Source organism: Fuerstiella marisgermanici, from assembly GCF_001983935.1.
Classification (GTDB): Bacteria; Planctomycetota; Planctomycetia; order Planctomycetales; family Planctomycetaceae; genus Fuerstiella; species Fuerstiella marisgermanici.
On sequence record NZ_CP017641.1, the window covers coordinates 1,164,353 to 1,185,944 of the forward strand.

Here is a 21,592-nt window from a genome sequence, read left to right on the forward strand (position 1 = left end):
TGCTTCAGTGAGACCGGGATGGCGGAGCCTTCACGGCGGCATGATTCTGGAAGCCATTGCTGGGCTGCGAAAGCAGGTGTTTGGATTGTGTGCGGCACAGATTGGTTGGCTCTGTTAGTCACCTTAGCGCGGCCTGTCAGACTGGCTGAGCGGCTTCGGAGACGGCTGGGATTCTGAGAGTGAAGACGGCCCCTTTTCCCAGGCCATCGCTGTGAACTGAAAGTGACCCACCAATTTCTTTGGCCGAGCAAGCGCTGCTGTGCAGGCCAAAACCGTGCCCGGTTTTCTTCGTCGTGAAGCCGTGCGTAAACAGTTTCTTGAAGTTTTCGTCGGCGATTCCAACACCGTTGTCGCCCACAGAAACGCTTACCATGTCGCCTTCACTTCGAACCTGCAGCGTCAGCGTTTTGGTGGCGGTTTCAGAAGCCAAAAGAGCCTGCTTTGCGTTCGCGAACAGGTTCACCAGAATCTGCAGAATCTTGTGCTTATCACTGGTTACGGTAGGCACATCGTCAAAATCCGTTTTGATTTCGATTCCATATTTCATGTTGCTGGCGCCGTTCAGGTCCATCGCATCTTTAACGAGAGTGACTAGATCGACGTCTTCGGTTATACCACCCATGCGAGCATAGTTTTGTTGCCGACTGACAATCACCTTGATGTGGTCAACGTGCCCCATCATCGCTCGCAGTTCGTCCTCTTGTTCTTTGCCTTCCGCTTCGACGTGCACCGCCAGCTGTTGAAGGAATGCAGGCAGTTGAACGCCGCGTGGATCGGAGGTGAAGAATGTTGCCAGGTCGTCCTTATGTTCAGTAAGCAGGTCGACCAGTTTTTTAATCACTGTTTGCACATGGCTGTTTTTTACCCTGTCGACCAAAGTGATCGCCGACACGTTGACGCTGTTCAGCACGTTGCCCACGTTGTGCAGCACACCAGTTGCGATTTCTGCCATTCCCGCGTGGCGGGATGCGGAGATTAATTCTTCCTGAAGAGATTCACGCTTATCCATTTCACGCTGAAGATCGGCGTTAGCGGTTGCCAGTTCCTCTGTTCGTCGCTCCACCCGTTGCTCGAGTTCCTCATATGCCAGTTGCAGATGTTTTTGTTGAGTTTCCAGTTCACCAACCATGGCATTGAATGCGTTGGCAAGGGCACCCAGTTCGTCGTCACCGAGTTTGGTTACCCGATGTGAATAGTCACGATCTTCCGCGATCGCCCGAGTCGCAGTTACCAGGTTATGGACAGGCATTGTAATTGAGTGGCGAAAATACATGCTGATACTCACACCAATCAGCAGGGAACTCACTAGTACAATGGCTGCAACCAGTGTTCGACCACGTAGTTCAGAATAGATTTCGTTTGTGTTGGCCCGAATCGTCAGGTGCCCAATCGTTGTTGCTTCGCTCGGGCTGTCGGTCCCGTTTGAATCTGAGAGGGCTTGTGTCGCTGCATCATCGGCAAACAGGTCATCAAGATTCTCCATGGCGCCGATAGAACTTGTCGCTCGTGAAACGTTAATCGGACGATGCACCTCCAGGAATTCGCTTCTTCGATCGGTCAGACTCGCTGGTAATTTGGCTGGGAATGTTGCGAAAATCTCGCCCTGCCCATCCCTGAGTACGGCGTGCTCAATAGCCGACTGGCCAGCCAATGAACTTAAGGTTTCGGTCGCAGCGTCGCGGTCATCGAATTCCAATGCTGAAACGGAATTCCTGCCCAGCACGCTCGCAAGCGATTCAATTTGACGCAGCGTGGCCGCGCGGTGTGTGGCGATGTCGTTAAGGATGAATGCACCATAGCAGAGACTGAGTGCTATAAAGACCGCGAGTACGGTTAGCAGGCACAACTTCTTCGCAATCGACGCGTCTCGAATCAATCCCTTCATCGTGCTGCCCCCAACCGATTCTTTTCAGAAAATTCGTGCGTCGTCTTCCTGGGGAGTTGTTTCTCGTCGACGATGTCTGCCAATTTTGCCAATTGAGAGCTCACTTTCAGCCCTCTTGAGGTAGCGGCATGCAGCGACAGTTTCAGGCGCACTTTGTTGTCGACTACATGAAATCCAATCACGCCCCCGTCTGAAACGAACCTGGGCGTCTCGCCAACCAGAACAACGGGTGCGTTCTTTAAGCCTTGAAACACGCCAGTGACAAGATCTGCGGAAGCGTTGGCAGATACGAAGATCAGATGACAGCTGGCCGCTTGTTCTGTGGATACGATTTCGCGGTAGATCAAGCTTCTATCGCCCGCCTGGCGGCCGGACGCGATTCGCTTTAAGTAGGCATTCACCGGATTCGGCCCGATAGTGCCAATCACAACGGGAGCCGCTGCGTCGGCGAATGCATCGTCGGGCCAGTCGATGTAGTGAATGAATTTGTAAACGTAGACGGCCTTGATTTTGGGCTCACGATCGATCACTCGTTCCTGCGCAATTCCCACATCGCACAAAAAAACAGCCAGAACCAGCGCGCACGCGACCAGCCGTTGCGTCAGAATCATCGATTCGTCAGGCATGCTGAGTTGAAGTCGCATGAGCGTTCCGATTGAAGAAAAACAAGAACTCGGCCGTGGTGAAAAAACGCTAGCTTGTGTTCTTAGTAAGCTGGTCGAAGGCAGGTGGTGTGAAGTGAAGCATTAGTAGCGCCAGGTGAAGGAGGCATAGAGTTCGCGTTTGACCTGCGTTGCCAATGTTCCAAGTATTGCGTCGTCGCCGAATTCGGGGTGTGCTCCGTTTAACAGGTTTCGTCCGACTAACGCGATCTCAGTCGATTCTGTGGGCTGCCAGGCAAGTCGAGTGTCAAGCTCGAAGTACGATGGCACCCGAGGTGATGCCAAAGCGTCCGTGTATCGACCAATCAAATCAAACTGGACGCAATCACTAAGGTCCTGTGATGAATGAAGGAACAGTTGATTTCGTGGCCCCTGACTGCCGACCGTGCCACCCGATGCATGCAATCTGAGGAAGCTGTATCCACCGTGCAATGTAAAATCGTCTGCGACATTCATAGTAGCCGCCAATTCAAAGCCCCACGAATCTGCTCTCAGCCCATTTCTTAGGCCGATGGGCAGGACCGTTGCGCCGAGTTCCGCATCGAAATACGGAGCCGACACAACACGCTGTTGCAGATCCGAGTAGAGATTATAGAACGTGGCAAGATCCCAGGTAAAATTGTTGGTTGGCGCGGCACGCCATCCTAATTCCATGGCGAGAAGATTCTCGGATTCATAGTCTGTGTTGCCATTGAGTGACGTGTAAGTTGGGAAAGGTCCGACATATCCCAAAGCTGTGATGTCATCGCTGGAACGTGAAGGGCTTCGGACCGCACGCGAAATCGCCCCCCAAAACGACTGCCGATCCGTCGGCGTGAAAAGCAATCTCGCGGTCGGCTGAATTTCAAACTGTGTATAGTCGTTGTGCGAAAACTTTGAGCCCAGCGTGAGGTACCACAGGTTTTCTCTGAGTGTGATTTCATCCTGAAGAAAGAAACCAAAACGGTCGTCTGACCGATGGCTGGGATCGTACCTTAGCTGAAAACTGTCCGTAATTTTGTCGCTTGTATTGCGATATCCGACGCCCCAGATAACGGAATGACGCTCTGCCAGCGGAAAACGGTGCTGAAAATCGAAGTCAATCGTGTCTCTTTGTTCGTGCCAACCAGTATCGCCGAATGTCCGGTCTGTTCGATCGAAGTATGTCTGGAAGGAGAAATCGGACTCTTCGTCAAGGGTTCGAGTCCATCGCAGCAGAGCGTTTCCGCCACCCACCGCTTGTTGTGTATCGGTGACAATACCGAATGGAGCACCCGATACCGGCAATCGCTCGCGTTGACCGGTATCACCATCATAGTAGTCGCCCTGAGCGGTAATGATGTCTGATGAATTCAGTTTCCAGTCGGCGCGGAATCCGACTCGTCCTGCGTGCCAATCATCGCTAGCTTGGCCGGTGGGGGAATATCCCGCGCCACGGTCAAAGCCTTTGCCGTAAACACGCCACCCTCCCCCGCCTTCGATCGCGCCACCAATTCGGCCGGATACATATTCTCGTTCGCGACCTCCGCCAACTTCCGCGAACACTCCCTGAGTGTCCTCAGCAGATTTCGTGATGACGTTGATGACGCCGTTAACCGCGTTGGCGCCCCACACGGTGGCGCCGGGGCCTCGAATGACTTCAATCCGAGCCACATCTTCCAGCAGAACATCCTGGACATCCCACCAGATCCCGGCAAACAGCGGTGTGTAGACCGTTCTCCCGTCAATTTGAACGAGCAGCTTGTTGGCAAACCGCTGACTGAAACCACGAATAGAAATGGCCCACTTGCTGGAATCAATTTTTGCGACCTGAACCCCCGGCGCTAGCCTTAGAGCTTCCGGAATACTTCGAACGCCACTGCGACGAATCATCTCGTTCGTGATCACGAAAACAGCCGCTGGCGATCGGGCTACAGTGCCTTCCTGACGAGCGACTGTCGTGACTTCTTCGCTGAACATCGGGACGACCACGTCGGTCGCAGCCAGTTGATTCAGGTCCGCGTCCAGCAGATCGTCCAAATCACCTAAGTCGTCTGGTGTTTCTTCAGAATCAACGACATCCAACGCAGGCGGAAGCACGGCCTGTTGCGCGACTGCCGTTTTGCAGCTGACGCTCAGAAGCAAGAAGGATAGGCCCGCCATGAACAGGCATGTTCGAAGGATTGGCATAATGACGTCTACTAAGAAAGCGATAGGCTCCAAAAATCATTACTCGTCGGTTCAATTGTCTAACTTGCCGCTGTATTCATTCGCTTCTGGAAACCCTCCATAACGTGGCGGACATCCCTGGTGCGTGAAATCCAGAACAAAAGCCGCCTACCACCCACTCCGCACTGCAACAACGTATGCGGACCGCGGCTCAGCTGAGACCGCAAAACAAGCTGTTTTCACATCAGAAGTGCGAGAATTAGCCGTGCTGGTTTCGCAGGGCCCCCGTTCAAGCCGCGCGAGCCACCTTGCATCATTCGGTCCACCTGAGTGCAAGGAACGTGCGCAAAGCCTTGCGGAACCGATTGACTCTTGACGGCCGCAGCAAATTGAAGACCCGCAAGCATAGTGGGCGCAAGTTCAGGTTGATTTAAGTAGGCCGCGATGGACAAGTCAGCGAAACACTTTGAATTTTCGAGCCAGCGGAAGCGGTGAGATTCCTTTGAAGCACGCGAGGACAATCGGGTAGCGGTTTCTGATCGACGCGTTCGCCACCACCGCGTCTTTAGGACGAGTTTCCGATTGTCGTGGCGACTTGGCGGTAGGAAATTCTCTCTGTGGGAGGTCCTGTGGAAAGTTCTGCTCTGCGGCATGATTGGCACCTTAGGTTCAGGGCCTTACACACTCTTGAAAATTCATCATCTCCCACAATTTCCGGCATGATGATTCGGTGGTTTCAACGTTACCTGTCTTGGCTCGGCGCTGGCCCAGTGCCTGTAACCCACTCCGTGCCTGGCCCACCGCGAATTTCTCTGACTTGTGGCTGCGGAGTAAGCGTTTCGGACTATGTCGGCTGCTTTCCACGAGCCTGAGCCGGCCACAACAAAAGGGAAACTACTCTAACTCTCTTATCTTCCCGGAGATGCCTCATGCACTGCCCCAGTTGCGTCCACCGCAAGTCCGATGCTCGCAGCGGCTTCACACTGATCGAGCTGCTTGTGGTGATATCAATCATCGCTACGCTCATGTCACTTATCCTGCCGGCCATCCAGAATGCACGCAGCGCGGCCCGCAGGACTCAGTGCCTGAACCGGATACGTCAGGTTGGACTCGCCGTGCTACAGGTGACGGAGCGCCAGAATGGACAGTTTCCCTGCGCTGGGCAATTTCGCAAGATCCCGCCTGCTTCCACAGCGTGCCCGCCTGGCACTCCGGAAGAGTTCACGCTTTTGCGATATGGCGGAGCCGCCGGGATAAACTGGATTGTCGAATGCCTTCCTGAATTGGACCGGCAGGATATCTACGATCGGTGGCAACGAGATGCCCCTCCAACCAGCACGGTAAACATACCACTGGCACAGGTTCATCTGTCGATCCTATCCTGTCCGGACGACGATTCCGCGACTAGTGGTGGCACTATGAGTTTCGTCATCAACATGGGTTACGGCGACCTGGAACAGTTTGCAACACGCAAGGCACGGTTAAGCGCCGGCAGTCCATTGCGTTGGGTGGACCTCCATACGCCGGAAGTCATTCGGTTTGATTGGAATGAAGACGGACGGCGCTGCGGCCAGGCGGACTGTACTCACTGTGACTGGGTGGACCAAAACGATGCCGACCTGACTCGCTTGACAGGAATCTGCTGGCCGTCGCTGTCAGGACATAACCAAAGCATCCGTATCCGAGACGTTTACGATGGCGGCGACAATACAATTCTAATTTCAGAAAATGTGAATGCCGGATCTTCCGGCGTACTTTCTGATCCCGACCCGGCCAACTGTGGCTTTATCTACCCGGTTGAATACACCACCGCGTTGGGACAGAACTTCCCTAACCCACCGAATCCGGCTGGCAGCACCGGCCGACCGAATTCCGAGCGGCATCTCGGTGAAGGAACTCCGACTCCGTCATCTCATCATCCCGGTATTGTTAACGCCTGCATGGCCAGCGGAGCCGCACGTTCAATTAGTGACTCCATCGACGCCACCGTGTATGCTCACATCATTACGCCTCGAGGTACATCGCTCAGGTCGATCAAAGGCGTGACGTGCGGCGGTGTCGTCACCGGGCATAACTTTCGTCCGCAGTCGCCGCTTTCGCAGGATTTCTAGCGAACGCAGTTGCCAGCCCGAAGGTGCGATTCCCGTTCGCCATTGCGAGGACAATGAAGTGGCCACTTACCGACACTCAGCTTTCGCCATCATTCGGGCCTGCATTTGTCCGATCCTCGTTCTGCACTTTGCAACACAATCGGACTGTGGTCGGGCTATCGCCCAGGACGCTGTCGTCAACGCAATATCGAAGACACCCTCTGTCTCGGAATTCCTTGATTATGTTGCAAAAGGTGACGGTGGCGGTGGCGGTGGCGGTGGCGGTGACATCGCCGGAGAAGACACCGCAGTTCGTCCACTTGTTTTTGAACTCTGCGATATTGCAAGCGACAGGAAGCATCCGGACCATGTGTTGGCCATTCGCAGCCTGGCACATCTGAAGGCTAGGGCTGCGCCTGCGGTGCCGATCCTCTGTCAGAATCTCTATTACGAAGATTATGCCGTTCGGAATTCAGCCATCGCTTCACTGGTTGCGATCGGTGAATCCAGCATTGAGCCTGTGAGTCGGTTGTTGGGATCGGCATCCAGTCCGGCTCGCGCGTCCGCAATCGCAGTTTTGTCGCAACTGAAGCCGTTTAGCCCATCGGACCTGGAACGATATCTGCTTGATCCGGCCCCAAGGGGCAGGGCAGCAGCAGCGTGCGCGTTGGATGGTTCGAATCACGTAACTTTGCCACTGCTGGCTCGGTTGGTCCATGATGAAGAACCTGCGGTCGGTGTCTGTGCCGTCAATAGTGTGAAACGCAACCGATCGGATCCTGCGGAAGCCGTTCGAATTCTGACGGCAGCGTTGCACCTGCCAGGCGTTGGGCACGCCGCGGAAGGTGCTCTTTGCGTTTATGGCATTCATGCTCGGCGAGCGATACCGGCCATAATTGTCCGCCACAGAGAAGATCCGGTGTTGCCATATGATTGGTGGTGGGGCGACATGCAAGGCATGGAGATCACCGGTCCTCCGGACTTGCGCGACCTTGCCGAGCTTCAAGAACTGCTGGCTGACTCAAATCCAAATGTCTGCAGGGAAAGCGTTAGAGCAATTCGGATGCTTGGCAAGCAAGCACATTCGGCCGCGCCAGCGATCCGTGCAGCAATACACGACACTTTGGCTCAATGTGTAAAAGCAAAAGAAGAGTCGGAAGACGAATACTGGGAATTGCTTGAGGCTTTGTCGGAGCTACATGGGACTCTTTGGGACGTTACCGGTGACGTCGAGTTGGTCGTACGGGAACTAAGGGCATCGTCGAGTGCGCTCGGCGAACACCGCGAACACGGCGAGCACGTCGAACTCGGAATGTATTCTTGGGGCAATGAGCTGGCGCCGGCGGAAGTATCTCTGTGTCAGCGGCTTCTGTCGGATGAAAGTGCTCATATCCGAACCGCGGGGCTCGAGCGGCTTCGCTACTTCGAGGATTCCGGTCCGCTTGTGCCACAAATATTGCGGATCGCGAAATCCGACAACGTGTCTGAAGCGAACCTGGCCTTGAGGGTCCTGACAGAAACTTGTCCTCAAAGCAACAGGCAGGTAGCGGAGCATTTGCTACAGGCATACCGAGACCAAAAAATGCCGTTGGATCGATTTGCCGAAGCTGTAATGCAAACCAAATCGGCCCACGCGGAAATTGAGCAAATATTGAACGACGCCATCTTGCAGAGTGATCAAAATTCGAAACACACAACGGTCCTTTGTGCTCAGACGCTTGGGCGTGTGACCACAGCCCCGCAGACGTTGTTTCGGCGTCTGCACGATTCCTATCTAAATCGCTATCCCTACTTCAGACGTCACTTAAGCGTTAGGTATTTGATGATGATTCTGCGGGAACGCAATCAGCATTCCGACAAGATTCTGCAGTTTGCCGTTAAACAGCTGCCGCACAACGACTTTTGGACTCGGCACGATGCCGTCGCCTTCATTGGCGAATTTGGAGCGGCAGCAAAGGAAAGCCTGCCACAGTTGCGGAGTTACCTCAGCGCCGAACGTCCCGAGATGAGGCTGGCCGCTGCTGTCGCCGTGTACCGAGTCTCGGGGGAAATTGAACCGATGAATCAGCTACTTGGCAAGGATGAGTTTTCTGCGGTCGACGCTAGATATCGCCCTTTCGCGATGTCTGCGATCGAGGAGTTGGGCTCAGCTGGGGGACCTTTCCTCGATTACGTTTTGAGGGGCTTTGACGCATCGGGGTTTACATCGCGCAGCATTGACGTGGTTGACGTCCTCGAAGCCATCGGTACCGCTCGTGCCCAGGCAAAGCTAATGGAATTAGCGGAGACGTGGATTTGGAATACTCGAGTCGACGCGAAGGCCGCGGTGACACGCCTTGAAATCAGGAAGGCCCCCTAAAATGCGATATGCCATTTGTAGTTTTGTGCTGTGGTCGGCATTGTTTCCCATTAAGATTCAGGCCGATGAGAACGCTCCCCAATCATCGAGCTACTCCTCGCAATCGTCGTCTGAATCCTGGGAGATTTCATCGAGTTACACAAATATTGTCGGGTTTGGAGCCCGGCCGGAAGGTTATGGGTTCCTCTCATATCGCGTGGTGTGGCGACCCGTCGCAGTCGATCCGCTTGGCCGTACCGCTAAAGTGACAGGGGCGCTCCAGGTGAAAAAGGAAGACACCTTCGTCCCTGTGGATTGGTTTCAGGGCATTAGCATCTACGTGGCCAAAATGGCTGACGACAATCCCGACTGGTCCACTGGAATGGATCAGCAGGACACGACTTATCAAACCTGTACGCTGCAACGCAATGGCGATTTTTCGGTGGAACTTGATCTGCGCGAAACGAATTGGGATGTTGAGCAGGGCGGAAAGTTCCAGGTTGCTGTCGCGTGGGCCAAACACCGTAAGATTGTTGATGACACGGAGCTTGTCATCTGGCAGTCGAACACACCGACTGTTAGAAACAGCGAAATGGTCCTGACATTTCCTCCACGACCTCCGCTCGCAGAACAGCTTGACTTGATTTATAAGGCCAGCTCATGGCCGGATGCAACTTCAGTCGAACTGATCCGAGCTGTTAACTCACTTCAACGTGGTGGTAAGAAAGAAGCCATCCGGTGGCTACGGAAATACGCCCGGCTGACAGAAGGCGACGACCAGACGCAGCAGGTGATTGCGTGGATTGTTCAAGTGTTGTTCGAACCTGCACAGCCAGGTACTCGGCATCCCTTTCCGTGGACTTGGCACCAACCCATAGTGTCAGCCAGCGACGACAAAGACAAATGGCCGCGTGATCCGATTGCGATCGTGCACGATGTTCCGTTCATGGTAGGACCGATCGCAGTATCTATGGGACCGAGTCCAGGTCCTGCAGATCACATTTCATGGGCACAGCGGCATGCGGTCATTCGCACTCGCCCTCTTCACCCAACTCTGAATCCCATGGAAGCTGCCGACAATTTGCTGCGGAGTCGACGCTTCAAGCGGGCGGAGATTGCTGAAGGCCAATGGCCGCAAATGCGCGCTTCCATTTGCAATCAGGCACTGATCGCGATTGGAGATTCTCAACCGATCGATTCACGGACCCAACAGACCATGATCGCTGACTGGCAGCTGCGGATGAAGGAAGTTGCGCGACGCAATCTGAAATGGGACGCAGAGAGGCAGGATTTCGTTTCGCTGTCGCCGGATGAGCCATGAATACGATGATATCGTAGGCCTCGTTACTAATCTTCGCCGCTTTTGCGTTGCCGCTTGGCTGCCATGACGCTTTTGTAGAATTGTCCCTGCTTGCGTGAGTCCTGGCGACGTTCGTGGAGGGACTTTGAATTACGAGCCTCTTCGGACTGCAGCTTTAGAAAGCTGGTCAATCGTCGTTTGTCCAGTTCTCCGCATTCAATCGCTTCCTGGACGGCACAGCCAGGTTCGGTGTCGTGAGTGCAGTTGCGGAACCGACAATGATCGGCAAAGGCGACCACGTCGTCGAACACTTCCGCAAGGCCGCTTTCGCAGTCGGCCAGTTGCAATTCACGCATGCCGGGAGTGTCGATCAGCAGACCACCCGCATCAAGACGGTGAAGGTGCCGAGCCGTCGTCGTGTGGCGGCCGCGGGAATCGTCTTCCCGAATTTCCTGAGTCGCCAGTGGGCCGACTCCCAAAGTCATAGCCAGCGTCGATTTGCCGACGCCGGACGAACCGACCAGTGCGACGGTCTTGGCAACTCCGCACCAGTCGGCCAATGAATTCACCTGCGTGGGATCGCGAGCGTCAATGGCCTCAACAATCAGTCCGCTTTTCAGACGCATCGCTTGCTGACGCAATGGCAGAGGATCATCGCAAAGGTCCGACTTCGTCAGGATGACGACTGGCTCCACCGCGGCTTCGGCGGCGAGTGCAAGATAGCGTTCCAGCCGTGCCAGGTTGAAGTCATGATTGCAGGAAGTGACGATAAACAGTGTGTCGAGATTCGCGGCGATAAGCTGCCGCTGCACTTTTTCCCCCGCCGCCCTTCGCGCAACCAGCGATTCCCGTTCCAGCCGTCTGACGCCTCGGCGGGAATCCGGTTCGAGCAGTAGCCAGTCACCGACCGCCACCTCGCCACATGCCTGAATCAACGCAGTCGGCAACGCGAATTCGCCCGAATAGGACAGGCAAAGAACCTGGCTTCCAAAGTGCGCGGCGACTCGGACGGGAATCAAATTCTGCTCTTCTTCCGGCGACAGCTGTCGTTGAAACGCGGGCCGCCATCCCAGCGTGCGAAGATCCTGTGCATTCATGGCCATAATGCTCCTGTGCCCCGACGACACGGGAATCAGCGAACAGGTTCGCGAACTTCTTGGTGCCCGATGACCAGTTTGGCGTTGGCCGCGCGCTTAACGTCGCCTGCCCCGCTGAGACGCTGCGGAAATTCTAATTGCGTTCCAGAACTTGCTGCAGTGGGTTCAAACCTGTTTTCGCTGTCCACCAGCCAAGGATTCGCTCAAGCACCGAATCAGGCTGGTTCACCGGAAACGCAGTGCCGTCGATGGACTGCACCGGCAGCAACCCGACCGGTGTCGACGACAGAAACACCTCATTCATTTTCTGAATGGCGGATGCCGGCAGGTCCGCTAGTTCGAAACGCAATCCGAGTTCCGTTGCAGCTTCCTGGACCAACCGGCGACTCATGCTGTCCAGAACGTTGCGGCGTGGTGAAAGGATCGTGCCATCGACGACTCCGAAAAATGCGGACGTACTGGTTTCCGTGAGGAAGCCGTCTTCATCCAGTAGAAGAGCGCGGCAGCCTGATGAATTCGCGCTGACGGCTCGATCGGCCAACCACCAGTGCAGCCGATTGCGAACTTTGCGGTGAACCGGAAATATAGAATTCGAAATCTGTCGAACGTGTGGGATTCGCAGCCGGACACCTTCACTAGCGCCAGCCTTCCACAGGTGAAACGGCAAGCGAAAAGTGTGGATCCCCACCGACGGCCCGGGCACGGTGCCTTCGGCCAAATAGGTCGCGTTGGATCCGGCTGTAACGAACCATACGATGCCCAAATCGTCCGATTCATCCAGCAGCTTACAGTTTTCGACGACTAATTCAGTGGCCGTTGCGGTCAGCGTGAGATGATCGTAGGGCAGCTCCAGCCCCAATTCTTCGCACGAATCGACCAGCCGCTGCACGTGTTCCTTCAAGCGAAATGGGACATGTCCGTAGGTGCGTGCCATTTCAGAAATGCTGGCACCAGCCACCACGCCCAGGTCCCACACGGGAAGAGCCATCTGGTCGAACGCAAGCTGCCGACCATTTAGCCACGCGATAGGTTGTGCCATGAAGTTTGTTCCGTCGATTCGAATCTCAGTCGATTTGTGGCCGATTCTGAACGCTGCAGACAGCAGCCGCACTTCACGCGAAGCGCCGCGTCCGCTACGCTTAATCATAAACTTAAGGTTCATGGTATCGTACGCTTCCTGCCACGCTTCCTTCCATCCTCGGAGCCCAACATGCTGTCAGTTTCTCTGCGTTCTGCAGTCCTACTCGTTCTGCTGGTCGCCGCCCCTCTTGCGTCCGTTCCGACGGCCGTCATTTTTGCTGACGATGCAAAACCGCAGACGCTCACCGATTACGATTTAATGTCGCTGTTTGTCGAAACCTTTCAGCAAATCGAAGTGAACTATGTTCGAGACATAGATCGCCGCGAATTGATGGAAGCTGCCATTCAGGGCATGTTGGGGCACCTGGATCAGTATTCGTCGTTCATTCCGCCGCGAGATGTCAGCCGGTTTAACCAGATGGTCGAACAGGAATTTGGGGGCATCGGGATTACCGTCAACATGCGGAACGGGCAGCTAATTGTGGTCAGTCCGCTACCCGGCACGCCCGCTTTTCGAGCAGGAATACGAGCGGGTGATGTGATCGTCGGCGTCGACGGCGATACCACAGACGGCATGAACCTGAGTGAAGCCGTGCAGAAGCTGCAAGGCCCCGTCGGCCGTCCGGTGACAGTACAGGTGGTCCACGCAGGCGAAGATCCGGAGCCGGAAGAACTGAAGCTGGTACGTCAGTTGATCAAAGCTCCGACCGTACGAGGCGACCGCTACAACGAGCAAAACGAATGGGACTTTATGCTGGAGGGCGACCCCAAAATCGGCTACGTTCGCTTGTCTCACTTCAGCAGATACACGGCCGAAGAAGTCAAAGCTGCGATCGATCAGCTGGTGGCCAATAAGATGCAGGGACTCATTCTTGACCTGCGTTTCAACCCGGGCGGCTTGCTGGAATCGGCCATCGAAATCGCAGACATGTTTTTAGACAGCGGCAACATCGTCAGCGTGAAGGGGAGAAATGTGCCGGAACGATCGTGGGAAGCCAGGAAAGGCGGAACGTTTCCGAATTTTCCGATCGCGATTCTGGTCAACAACTATAGCGCGTCGGCCAGTGAAGTGTTGAGTGCCGCGTTGCAGGACAACAAGCGAGCAGTCGTCATCGGCGAACGCAGTTGGGGCAAGGGGAGCGTACAGAATGTGATTCGCATGGAAGAAGGCGATAGTGCACTGAAGCTGACGACGGCCAGTTACCACCGGCCCAGCGGAGTCAACATTCACCGGTTTCCCGACATGAAAGAATCCGATCAGTGGGGTGTCACACCCGACGAAGGCTACGAACTGGCCTACACCAGCAAGCAATGGCGGCAGTGGGATGAACAACGTTCAAAAAAAGACGTGCTAGGGCCAGCCGCCCAACCAGGTTCGGATGCAGAAGAAAAAGACGACGAAGCGACTAAGACGGATACCTTTGTCGATACTCAGCTGACGACGGCGATTGACTACATCAAGAAACAGCTTGAGAAGTAGACGTCTCACCGGCGAACGCCGCATAAGATCCTGGTGATGTTTGGTACGCCTGATGCAGTAGCTGGTCTGCATCAGTGCGGCCCTTTCAGGATCATTACCATGACACGACGAACCATCGCGACGTGTTTGAACTTCGTACTTCCCGGCGCTGGCCTTTGGTATCTAAGCCATCCCGCAATGGGCTTCGTCAATTTGCTGATTGCAATTGCAGCACCAGTCATCGGGTTGCTGCTGTTTCCCGAACACGCCCACTATGCTCTGCTGGCCGTCGCCGCAGGCTCTGCCGGTTTCGCTCATGCGTTTTCAACGCACAAAACGAAGAAGGAAAACCGCGAGGCAGCTAACGATTCCTCGCTGGTCCCACGATAGCAAATCACAGTTCGCTGCATGGGCGTGCGTCGTGCGATAACGCTCGGCTGTGCGAATCCGCACGAGGGTTAGCCGCTTTGCGTGATGACGTCTTAGCCGCGGGAGCACATATTGCGGCACGGTTTCGGTGTGATGAACGACGCAGCACTCCGTGGTAGACGCATCAGTCGGTGCGTTCCGCGTTACACGCTAAATGCGGTGTGCAGATAACTGGCACGTGAACTGCTTTGCTTCGGTATCCGGCTGAGCCCGTCGGCTGACAGCACGCCAACGGAATTCTTCTTCACGCTCGCAGGATCACATGGAATGAAAATTTCCCGCTACGAATATGTTACGCCGGAATCGGTTTCGAGCCTCAATCGGATTCTGCGGCGCGGCTGGCGTCCGGTACGCGAAAGCAGGTCTGATCAAAGCGCAGCGGAGTCACCAACATGGCTGGTGCTGCTGGAGAAGGAATGCGACTTGTCGCCGTTTGTTGGCGACGAAATCGCGGCTGGCGTGCCCGTCGATTTCCTTCAGGGCGTGATGCTATTCGATGATTTCAGCGATGAAGAGATTCGCACCGTCGTCAATCAATGCGAAATACAATCGGTCGCTGCATACGCAGAGCTATTTAATCAGGGCGACGTTTCTGAAGCAATCTATGTCGTGCTCAATGGTGAGGTGGAAGTGACGCTGCCGGAACTGCCCGTTCAGGGGCAGTCTGTTGTGAAGCTTGAACCGGGAGGCGTGTTTGGAGAGAGCACGTTCTTTTCCGAGACGCCACACACGATGTCCGCCACCGCAGGCGAAAGCGGAGCCACACTTTTGGCGCTGGATCACGTCTCATTCGATGAAATGTTTCAGGCTCAGGTGCCAGCGGTCTTAAAGCTGGCCACCAACGCGGCTCGTATTCTGGCCGGAAGGCTGCAGGAAACCGACGAGTGGGTTTGGAGTTTGTTGACGCAAAGCCAACAAGCTCAAATCAGCGCCAGTTGGCGACGCTATCGACACCGTGTGTCGGGTTCCGGCTCGGATGCGTCAGGCGGTTTCTTCGGCGTTTAACGTTGAGCGAACTGTGTGGCCTGTGCTGCAATATCGACGCCGACTCGGGCACTCCAGGCGGCAAGGATCTCTTGATACGTTGCGCCCGGCTTTCCATCGCTGATGTTAGTTCCGTCGACACTAACGACCGGCAGAACGCATGGTGAAGTACTGCTAAGAAAGACTTCGTCGGCCGCGTGGACTTCGTCGACCGTGAAGTCGCGGTGCACAAACGGCAACTGCAGAGCTTCAGTCAATTGCTTGATCACCCCAACGCTTACGCTTGGCAAAACCTTGGCTTCCGGCGGAGCGATCAGGCCTTCATCGGCCCGAAACAGCAGAACGCTGGCCGTTGATGCTTCCGCAACGAATCCGTCCTGATCCAACAACAACGCTCGCGCGCCGGATTCCTTTTCCCGCGCTTCTCGATCGGCCAGAAAGTAGTGCATGCGGCTGCGACATTTCAGATGTGGCGGCCAGCAATTGGTGGGCACCTGACGAACGCTGGTGACAACAAGCGACTCGCCATCCTGGTACTTATTGGCCCAGCGTTGAAAACTGACCGGCGCCGTATGCATGGCAACGGTGGGCTTAGCGAGTTCCGCATCTGCCGCCGCCGAACCTGGCGTCACGAACAGCGTGAGTCCCAGATCGTCGCCAGGCTCAAGCAGGCTGTAGTTATGAGCCGCCAGCGTGGTCGCTTCGTTCTTCAGATGTTCGAGGTCGATGTTTGGCAGTCCGATCGCCTGCAAAGATTGCCCCAATCGCTGAATGTGTTCATCAAGTTGAAACAGCTTACCGTTAAACGTTCGCAGTTGTTCGGAAACCGTCACGCCCAGAGTGAAACCAACGTCCGTGACACTGACGGACAATTTTTCGTGAGGGATCAGGTGTCCGTTGCAGTACGCGAGCTGATTCATGGCATGATGAATTCGTGTTGATCCGGTCGGACAGTAAAGACGGGGCACGGCGCGTGGCGGACGACGTTTTCAGCAACGCTGCCCAGCAGCAAATGTGGCAACGCAGAACGTCCGTGAGTCCCCATCACGATCATATCGATTTCGTGAGTCTTCGTGTACTCCGAAATTTGCGTCCAGGATGACCAAAAACTTTATCGCGGCGAATATTCAGACCAACCGCGTCATCTTTGGAAATCCAGTTGTCCAGGCCTGAATCCGCAAACGCCGTCCATTCTTCTCGACTCGGAAAGTAGCCGCCCAGCGGTGCGTAGAACGCAGGTTCTTCAATCACGTAAAGCAGATGCAGCGTGGCATTGAACTTTCTTGCAAATTCAATGGCGTAGCGAGTCGGGTTGATGGACGCTTCGCTAAAGTCCGTTGGCAGCAGAATGTTGTGAAGTGAAATCATGGCGTGCAGCTCCGTTAAAGTTCTTGACCAATCGAATTCAGCAGCAAAGCGAGTGCCAAATTTTCCGGTTTGTTTCCCACTGCCCGAACGCACAGGCGAGAGACCAACGTTCAGGCTATGGCTCAATTACGGCGTTAAGCTGCGGCGAAGTAGCATTCATGGAAGGTGAAACGTAAGCTGAAGTTTCGCTAACTTCCGAAACCCCGACGAGCGATGCACATGAAACGACTGGCCCTTATTTTCACCTTCCTGCTGGCCGACTTTTGTGCTGCCCAATCGCCCAACGTCCTGCTGATTTGTGTCGACGACCTCCGCCCCGAACTGGGTTGCTACGGTGTCGACTATATTTCATCGCCCAACATCGATGGCCTCGCCCAACGCGGACGCATCTTCCGGCGGCACTACGTGCAGGCTCCCACATGCGGCGCGTCGCGGTACACGCTGCTGACCGGACGCTATGGTCCGGCGGACAACGGGGCGTTATTCGCGCGAGCGAAACAGGTCGCGGCGAAGGGCGACCAGGTTCCGCCGAGTATGCCTGAATGGTTTCGCCAGAACGGCTACGTCACGGCCGCCGTCGGCAAGGTGTCCCACCACCCGGGAGGACTTGGCGGGCCTGACTGGAATGATCCGAGCACAGTCGAAATGCCGACAGCGTGGGACCACCAGTTGCTGCCCGCTGGGCCGTGGAAACACCCACGCGGCTGGATGCACGGACTGGCGAACGGCGAAATCCGAACAGACGCCGGGAAGATGGACGTGCTGCAAGCCACGGAAGGCGACGATTCCATTTATCCGGATGGCCCCAGCGTCGACGCCGCGTTGGCCCTGATGCAACAACTGGCGGGCGAACCTTCCCAGGATGCCAACAGAAAACCGTTCTTCCTGGCCTGCGGCATACTTCGGCCGCACCTGCCCTTCGGTGCGCCTGCGAAATACGTTCAGCGATACGACGGAGTCGACCTGCCCCCGATCCCGCACCCTGACAAGCCGCAGGGAAAAACGACGTGGCACGGATCAGGCGAATTCATGAAGTACAATCGGTGGGGCAAGAACCCGAACACCGATGCAGAATTTGCAACTCAAGTTCGAACGCACTATGCCGCGTGCGTGTCCTACGCGGACGCTCAAGTGGGCCGCCTGCTGGACAAACTCGACGAACTCAAACTCCGAGACGACACACTAATCGTGCTGTGGGGAGATCACGGCTGGCACCTCGGCGAACACGCTGTCTGGGGGAAGCATACGCTTTTCGAAGAATCACTGCGGTCGCCTCTCATTGTGTCCTACGCCAAGCTGCGACACCCCGGCACAACGTCAGACGCGATGGTGGAAACGCTGGACATTTTCCCCACGCTGACAGACCTCGCCAACCTGCCGACGCCCGACCACGCTCACGGCGTTTCCCTGCGACCGATCCTCACCGATCCCAAAGCCCCTGGCCACGACGCCTTTGCCTACAGAAGAAACATAAAAACGATCCGCACCAACAACCATCGCCTGATCCTGCACAAAGACGGCCACGCCGAACTCTACGACCACCGAACCCCAAAAGCAGAGACAGTCAACGTCGCGGACTCCCACCCAGATGTTGTCGCTGAGTTGAGTACACGCATTCAAAAACGGTTGGGAGATGGGCAAAATTAGTTGGACCAACAGTTAGTCGGCCAGTTTTTTGCAGTTACTCATTTCTGGTAGACCCCAGACGCATTTTTGTGATCAACCGCAGCGTTGCAGAAAATGCCACGGCGCTGGAATACGAGGCGCAATGAAGGCGTAAGGCATGCGAAGTCTGATTCGTCCAGCGTTGTTTATGACCATACGTTTGGGGTTGTTCCTGAGCGTGGTGGCTTGGGGTGTAGGGCAGTGGTGGGAGGTTCAGATTTTCGATCGACAAATTACTCACGGCATCACGTTCTGTGAGACTGGCGTGATCCTGCAAAGCCATTGGATCGGCAGTGAACCGGGCGGTTTTGGAGCTGGCGCTTCGTATCTGTCACCTCCATTCATGGGTGCTGAAGTCTCAAACGAAAGCCCAGGGACTAACGACGAGAAAATTGACCCGGATGCGGCGGTTGCTGAAATCCAATCCATCGAGCTCGACGAATCAGAAACAGTGACCGTCGTGTCCGACAATTTGTCTCTGGTTATTCGCAGCGGACCGCCGCCCCAACAGTCACACGATGTCACGGTGGACAGACTCTCTTTCCTCCGCGTCGACGTGAATGAAGCTGGCTTATTCGATGACTTCACCGTGTCCCCGGCAGACCCGGATCTCTGGAGAGCCCCGGGTGTCACCGCGTTGCACAGCCAAATTAAGATTGACTATTGGCTGGGCGTCTTCACCTTCGCTACGTTGTACACAGTGCTGAAGTACGTCTACCGCAAACGCCCAGGGTCAACACCATGCAATGTCTGATTCACCTAGCGTTGTTGTTGATTGCACGACTGGGGTTGTTTCTGAGCGTTGTGGCGTGGGTTGTGGGGCAGTGGTGGTCTTGTACTTTTTTGATTCGTGGGGTGAGGGTCGAACTGATTTCCTACGGCTTGATCTTGTCGCATCGCCCCCCACTTGACGCCTGGGATCTGGTGGTCGCTACCTGCGAAGGCAGTTGGAAGTTTTCGGCCGGTCGTTCCGACGACGAGTGGTTGTTCAACGACTGGTTGTTTGGATACGACGTCAAACTTGTTCCGGCGTACTCGCCTTTTGTTAACCATGAGATTCCGTCTCGGTGGGGTGTTCCGGGACTGACCAGAGCAAACGCACACGGCACCCGCATTATTGCATTCTCGTACTGGCTCGTCGTCACCATCTTTGCCACATTCTACACAGTGCTGAAGTACGTCTACCGCAAACGTCCGGAGTCGCCACCATGCAAAAATTAGTCGAGTGCTGCCTAATAGTTACCACTTTTCTCCGATGCGTGCCTGCCAATGCCCAGGACTCGCTGCTGCACCAATTCGTCAACGCCCAAACCCCTCAAGAAGCTGGCGCGTTGAGTGAAAGAATTTTCCAGGATGTAGACTCAGAATTTCTGGACCCCTTGCATCTCGTCAGCAGTCGCAATCACAGCATCGCCCTTCAATGTGAATGGAGACTTCACCATCGGCTCTTGCCGCAAAAGCAGGCCAACTTTGGGATTACGCCAGAAGTATCTCACCTTCCGGACATTCAACGGTTCGTCGGATTCGTAGAAGGCAGGTTAAGAGTGCAGGCTCCAATTTGGTGGGAGGAAATGATGCACTCTCCCGATAAACTTCATCCAGCCCGAACCGGTGCCACTACAAATAAGTGGGCGACGTTTTCCGTAGACCCGAATGACGTTGATACTGCTACGACTGACTTAATAGTTGCGGCCGAATTGCGGCCAGCCCCCACTGAGACACTCCAGTGGCTAGCCAGGGAAGGCATCCCAAGTCAGTACACCGCTGTCCTGGCAGACGGCGAATTGATTGTCATGTCGAAACCTCAGACGGGGTCAAAAGCTCGAATCGCGTGTGTTGCCACAGGCCGCCATGCCGAAAAATGGAGAAACGATGTTTGGGGCACCGATCAATTTACTGAAGTTTCCAGCGGACCACCGGTGATACCCGTGGAGGTGATAACACTCGTGGTCTCGCCAGAAGATATCACCGTCTTTGGGGCAACAAGTCTACAGGTTAAACACACGCGGGGACATTATTTTATTCGGTCAGCCTTTTACGTTGAGCAGTTTGCACGAAAAGACGGCCGCTGCCATGCGAGATTCGCCACGAACAACTGGGGGTCTGGTGCTGATGCCAAGTTGGACGCTCGACTAGACTGAGCCCGTTGTGTTAGTCGCTGTCGTCGACACGCCCATCCCCGTGCTAACGTGGGTGCACGGAAAGCGGGGAGAGGAAATGGTTTGCGATGAGTGATAATCCGTTCAAGGCACCGGATGGTGCAGCTCGCTCTTCAGGAACTGGATTTCGGCGCAGCTTCACAATTGCGTTTGTGCTATTCGCTGTCGTGCTGGCAGTGTGCTTAGGTGCCGTGTTCTACTCATTTAGCGCTCAGGAAGTTCCGCCAACCACCGGTGGCTATTTCAGTGAGGCAAGTAAGACTGTGGCAGAACCGAACGCATCGCCCTTGGCCAACTGATACTTCAATCGCGTGATTGCCCGACGAGTCGCCAGCACTCGCACCAATCGTACGATACACCAGAAAACGGATAAGGAACAGCGGACGCACCAGCCAGGAACAGCCAGCGAGATGGGCGTCGTCGAATATATCGCTGCTGTCGGCGCCCAGCGAACTACGTCCGGGCGGGTCTGGTACAACGAGCCAGCGACTGGCCATGGAGCTCGGCCCGCTGGTATCTGGAGCATCGATCTGCTGGCTTGCCGATTCGCTGGCCGCCGGGATTGGAACATGATGACCAGTTCGCGACCGATCTGTAGTCGACCCCCACGATGATCCATCTTGTGCCTGCGGCACCCAACCGCCATGAACGGCGGTCGGGCCACCCTGCGAACGCAGAGCACCAGAACACAGATCGCTTCCCACGCACGATCAGCCCTTGCCCGATCGTTTAACCCGCAGCCGAAGGCGCAGGCGCTGCTGACGCAGTCCCGTGTGTGGCAAGGCTTCTTGAGAACGTCAGAGGTTGCAGTATCGTTGTCGTGACCGGAATCCACCAAACAACCGTCAGAGCGCCGCCTGCGCCTTCGGCTGCGGGTTAAACGCGTAACCGTTCACACACTCGCAAAGCCAGTGGCACCCGGCGACGCATCCGCAGTGGTGCGGGTACG

Annotated in this window: 19 protein-coding genes; 11 read left to right on the forward strand and 8 right to left on the reverse strand. The window is 55.4% G+C overall.

The window, feature by feature from the left end; translation table 11 throughout:
* Positions 1-136: 136 nt before the first annotated feature.
* The 3 genes from Fuma_RS04280 to Fuma_RS04290 all read right to left on the reverse strand — a co-directional run bounded on the left by Fuma_RS04280 (position 137) and on the right by Fuma_RS04290 (position 4,695).
* Positions 137-1,885 carry an ATP-binding protein gene (locus Fuma_RS04280; RefSeq protein WP_077023055.1) on the reverse strand — a complete coding sequence of 583 codons (1,749 nt, stop codon included), beginning with the start codon at positions 1,883-1,885 and terminating at the stop codon, positions 137-139.
* A complete protein-coding gene (locus Fuma_RS04285; protein WP_077023056.1) occupies positions 1,882-2,529 on the reverse strand; it encodes a TOL_0243 family YfiR-like periplasmic protein in 648 nt (215 codons plus the stop codon). Before Fuma_RS04285 ends, Fuma_RS04280 begins: the two co-directional genes overlap by 4 nt.
* A gap of 102 nt (positions 2,530-2,631) precedes the next feature.
* Entirely contained in the window at positions 2,632-4,695 is a 2,064-nt protein-coding gene (locus Fuma_RS04290) for a TonB-dependent receptor plug domain-containing protein (protein WP_083731791.1), read from the reverse strand.
* Between the two features lie 908 nt (positions 4,696-5,603).
* Here Fuma_RS04290 and Fuma_RS04300 point away from each other — a divergent pair.
* Genes Fuma_RS04300 through Fuma_RS04310 form a run of 3 tightly spaced genes read left to right on the forward strand, consistent with a single transcriptional unit; the run spans position 5,604 to position 10,423 of the window.
* Complete coding sequence (locus Fuma_RS04300) at positions 5,604-6,785, forward strand: DUF1559 family PulG-like putative transporter (RefSeq protein ID WP_077023058.1); 1,182 nt, start codon at positions 5,604-5,606, stop codon at positions 6,783-6,785.
* Between the two features lie 58 nt (positions 6,786-6,843).
* Positions 6,844-9,123, forward strand: coding sequence for a hypothetical protein (locus tag Fuma_RS04305; protein WP_077023059.1), 2,280 nt, complete (start codon positions 6,844-6,846; stop codon positions 9,121-9,123).
* A 1-nt stretch (position 9,124) separates the two neighbouring features.
* Positions 9,125-10,423, forward strand: a complete 1,299-nt coding sequence (locus Fuma_RS04310; protein WP_077023060.1) for a hypothetical protein — start codon at positions 9,125-9,127, stop codon at positions 10,421-10,423.
* Positions 10,424-10,449: 26 nt separating this feature from the next.
* On the opposite strand, the gene rsgA is transcribed toward Fuma_RS04310, so the two are convergent.
* Together rsgA and Fuma_RS04320 are read right to left on the reverse strand one after the other, a co-directional pair.
* On the reverse strand, positions 10,450-11,499 hold the full coding sequence (rsgA, locus tag Fuma_RS04315) for a ribosome small subunit-dependent GTPase A (protein ID WP_099091862.1): 1,050 nt from the start codon (positions 11,497-11,499) through the stop codon (positions 10,450-10,452).
* A 133-nt stretch (positions 11,500-11,632) separates the two neighbouring features.
* Positions 11,633-12,661 (reverse strand): aminotransferase class IV, encoded by a 1,029-nt coding sequence (locus Fuma_RS04320; protein ID WP_077023062.1) that lies wholly within the window; start codon positions 12,659-12,661, stop codon positions 11,633-11,635.
* 48 nt (positions 12,662-12,709) lie between these two features.
* On the opposite strand from Fuma_RS04320, the gene Fuma_RS04325 reads away from it, so the two are divergent.
* The 3 genes from Fuma_RS04325 to Fuma_RS04335 all read left to right on the forward strand — a co-directional run bounded on the left by Fuma_RS04325 (position 12,710) and on the right by Fuma_RS04335 (position 15,472).
* Positions 12,710-14,059: a S41 family peptidase gene (locus tag Fuma_RS04325; RefSeq protein ID WP_077023063.1), complete on the forward strand. Its 1,350-nt coding sequence runs from the start codon at positions 12,710-12,712 to the stop codon at positions 14,057-14,059.
* A gap of 99 nt (positions 14,060-14,158) precedes the next feature.
* Entirely contained in the window at positions 14,159-14,428 is a 270-nt protein-coding gene (locus Fuma_RS04330) for a hypothetical protein (RefSeq protein WP_145943979.1), read from the forward strand.
* A gap of 306 nt (positions 14,429-14,734) precedes the next feature.
* Positions 14,735-15,472: a cyclic nucleotide-binding domain-containing protein gene (locus tag Fuma_RS04335; RefSeq protein WP_077023065.1), complete on the forward strand. Its 738-nt coding sequence runs from the start codon at positions 14,735-14,737 to the stop codon at positions 15,470-15,472.
* Here Fuma_RS04335 and Fuma_RS04340 read toward each other — a convergent pair.
* From Fuma_RS04340 to Fuma_RS04350, 3 genes are read right to left on the reverse strand one after another with little or no spacing between them, the layout of a single operon-like run.
* On the reverse strand, positions 15,469-16,371 hold the full coding sequence (locus Fuma_RS04340) for an aminotransferase class IV (protein ID WP_077023066.1): 903 nt from the start codon (positions 16,369-16,371) through the stop codon (positions 15,469-15,471). The two genes, Fuma_RS04335 and Fuma_RS04340, sit on opposite strands and share 4 nt — an antisense overlap.
* Entirely contained in the window at positions 16,368-16,505 is a 138-nt protein-coding gene (locus Fuma_RS36350; protein WP_083731792.1) for a universal stress protein, read from the reverse strand. Before Fuma_RS36350 ends, Fuma_RS04340 begins: the two co-directional genes overlap by 4 nt.
* Entirely contained in the window at positions 16,502-16,819 is a 318-nt protein-coding gene (locus Fuma_RS04350) for a universal stress protein (protein WP_145943980.1), read from the reverse strand. Before Fuma_RS04350 ends, Fuma_RS36350 begins: the two co-directional genes overlap by 4 nt.
* A 219-nt stretch (positions 16,820-17,038) precedes the next feature.
* On the opposite strand from Fuma_RS04350, the gene Fuma_RS04355 reads away from it, so the two are divergent.
* From Fuma_RS04355 to Fuma_RS04375, 5 genes are all read left to right on the forward strand, one after another.
* Positions 17,039-18,466, forward strand: a complete 1,428-nt coding sequence (locus Fuma_RS04355; RefSeq protein ID WP_229360841.1) for a sulfatase — start codon at positions 17,039-17,041, stop codon at positions 18,464-18,466.
* Positions 18,467-18,602: 136 nt separating this feature from the next.
* Positions 18,603-19,238 carry a hypothetical protein gene (locus Fuma_RS04360; protein ID WP_077023069.1) on the forward strand — a complete coding sequence of 212 codons (636 nt, stop codon included), beginning with the start codon at positions 18,603-18,605 and terminating at the stop codon, positions 19,236-19,238.
* Between the two features lie 134 nt (positions 19,239-19,372).
* On the forward strand, positions 19,373-19,705 hold the full coding sequence (locus Fuma_RS04365) for a hypothetical protein (protein ID WP_145943981.1): 333 nt from the start codon (positions 19,373-19,375) through the stop codon (positions 19,703-19,705).
* Positions 19,693-20,625 (forward strand): hypothetical protein, encoded by a 933-nt coding sequence (locus Fuma_RS04370; protein WP_077023071.1) that lies wholly within the window; start codon positions 19,693-19,695, stop codon positions 20,623-20,625. Before Fuma_RS04365 ends, Fuma_RS04370 begins: the two co-directional genes overlap by 13 nt.
* An 86-nt stretch (positions 20,626-20,711) precedes the next feature.
* Positions 20,712-20,942, forward strand: a complete 231-nt coding sequence (locus Fuma_RS04375; protein WP_077023072.1) for a hypothetical protein — start codon at positions 20,712-20,714, stop codon at positions 20,940-20,942.
* The last annotated feature ends 650 nt before the right edge of the window (positions 20,943-21,592 follow it).

Coding starts and splice junctions, on each gene's coding strand:
- Fuma_RS04330 (WP_145943979.1), top strand. CDS start 14,159: ATGACACGACGAACCATCGCGACGTGTTTGAACTTCGTACTTCCCGGC.
- Fuma_RS04320 (WP_077023062.1), bottom strand. CDS start 12,661: ATGAACCTTAAGTTTATGATTAAGCGTAGCGGACGCGGCGCTTCGCGT.
- Fuma_RS04370 (WP_077023071.1), top strand. CDS start 19,693: ATGCAAAAATTAGTCGAGTGCTGCCTAATAGTTACCACTTTTCTCCGA.
- Fuma_RS04340 (WP_077023066.1), bottom strand. CDS start 16,371: ATGAATCAGCTCGCGTACTGCAACGGACACCTGATCCCTCACGAAAAA.
- Fuma_RS04300 (WP_077023058.1), top strand. CDS start 5,604: ATGCACTGCCCCAGTTGCGTCCACCGCAAGTCCGATGCTCGCAGCGGC.
- Fuma_RS04310 (WP_077023060.1), top strand. CDS start 9,125: ATGCGATATGCCATTTGTAGTTTTGTGCTGTGGTCGGCATTGTTTCCC.
- rsgA (WP_099091862.1), bottom strand. CDS start 11,499: ATGAATGCACAGGATCTTCGCACGCTGGGATGGCGGCCCGCGTTTCAA.
- Fuma_RS04360 (WP_077023069.1), top strand. CDS start 18,603: ATGCGAAGTCTGATTCGTCCAGCGTTGTTTATGACCATACGTTTGGGG.
- Fuma_RS36350 (WP_083731792.1), bottom strand. CDS start 16,505: ATGATCGTGATGGGGACTCACGGACGTTCTGCGTTGCCACATTTGCTG.
- Fuma_RS04375 (WP_077023072.1), top strand. CDS start 20,712: ATGAGTGATAATCCGTTCAAGGCACCGGATGGTGCAGCTCGCTCTTCA.
- Fuma_RS04280 (WP_077023055.1), bottom strand. CDS start 1,885: ATGAAGGGATTGATTCGAGACGCGTCGATTGCGAAGAAGTTGTGCCTG.
- Fuma_RS04355 (WP_229360841.1), top strand. CDS start 17,039: ATGAAACGACTGGCCCTTATTTTCACCTTCCTGCTGGCCGACTTTTGT.
- Fuma_RS04290 (WP_083731791.1), bottom strand. CDS start 4,695: ATGCCAATCCTTCGAACATGCCTGTTCATGGCGGGCCTATCCTTCTTG.
- Fuma_RS04285 (WP_077023056.1), bottom strand. CDS start 2,529: ATGCGACTTCAACTCAGCATGCCTGACGAATCGATGATTCTGACGCAA.
- Fuma_RS04325 (WP_077023063.1), top strand. CDS start 12,710: ATGCTGTCAGTTTCTCTGCGTTCTGCAGTCCTACTCGTTCTGCTGGTC.
- Fuma_RS04335 (WP_077023065.1), top strand. CDS start 14,735: ATGAAAATTTCCCGCTACGAATATGTTACGCCGGAATCGGTTTCGAGC.
- Fuma_RS04350 (WP_145943980.1), bottom strand. CDS start 16,819: ATGATTTCACTTCACAACATTCTGCTGCCAACGGACTTTAGCGAAGCG.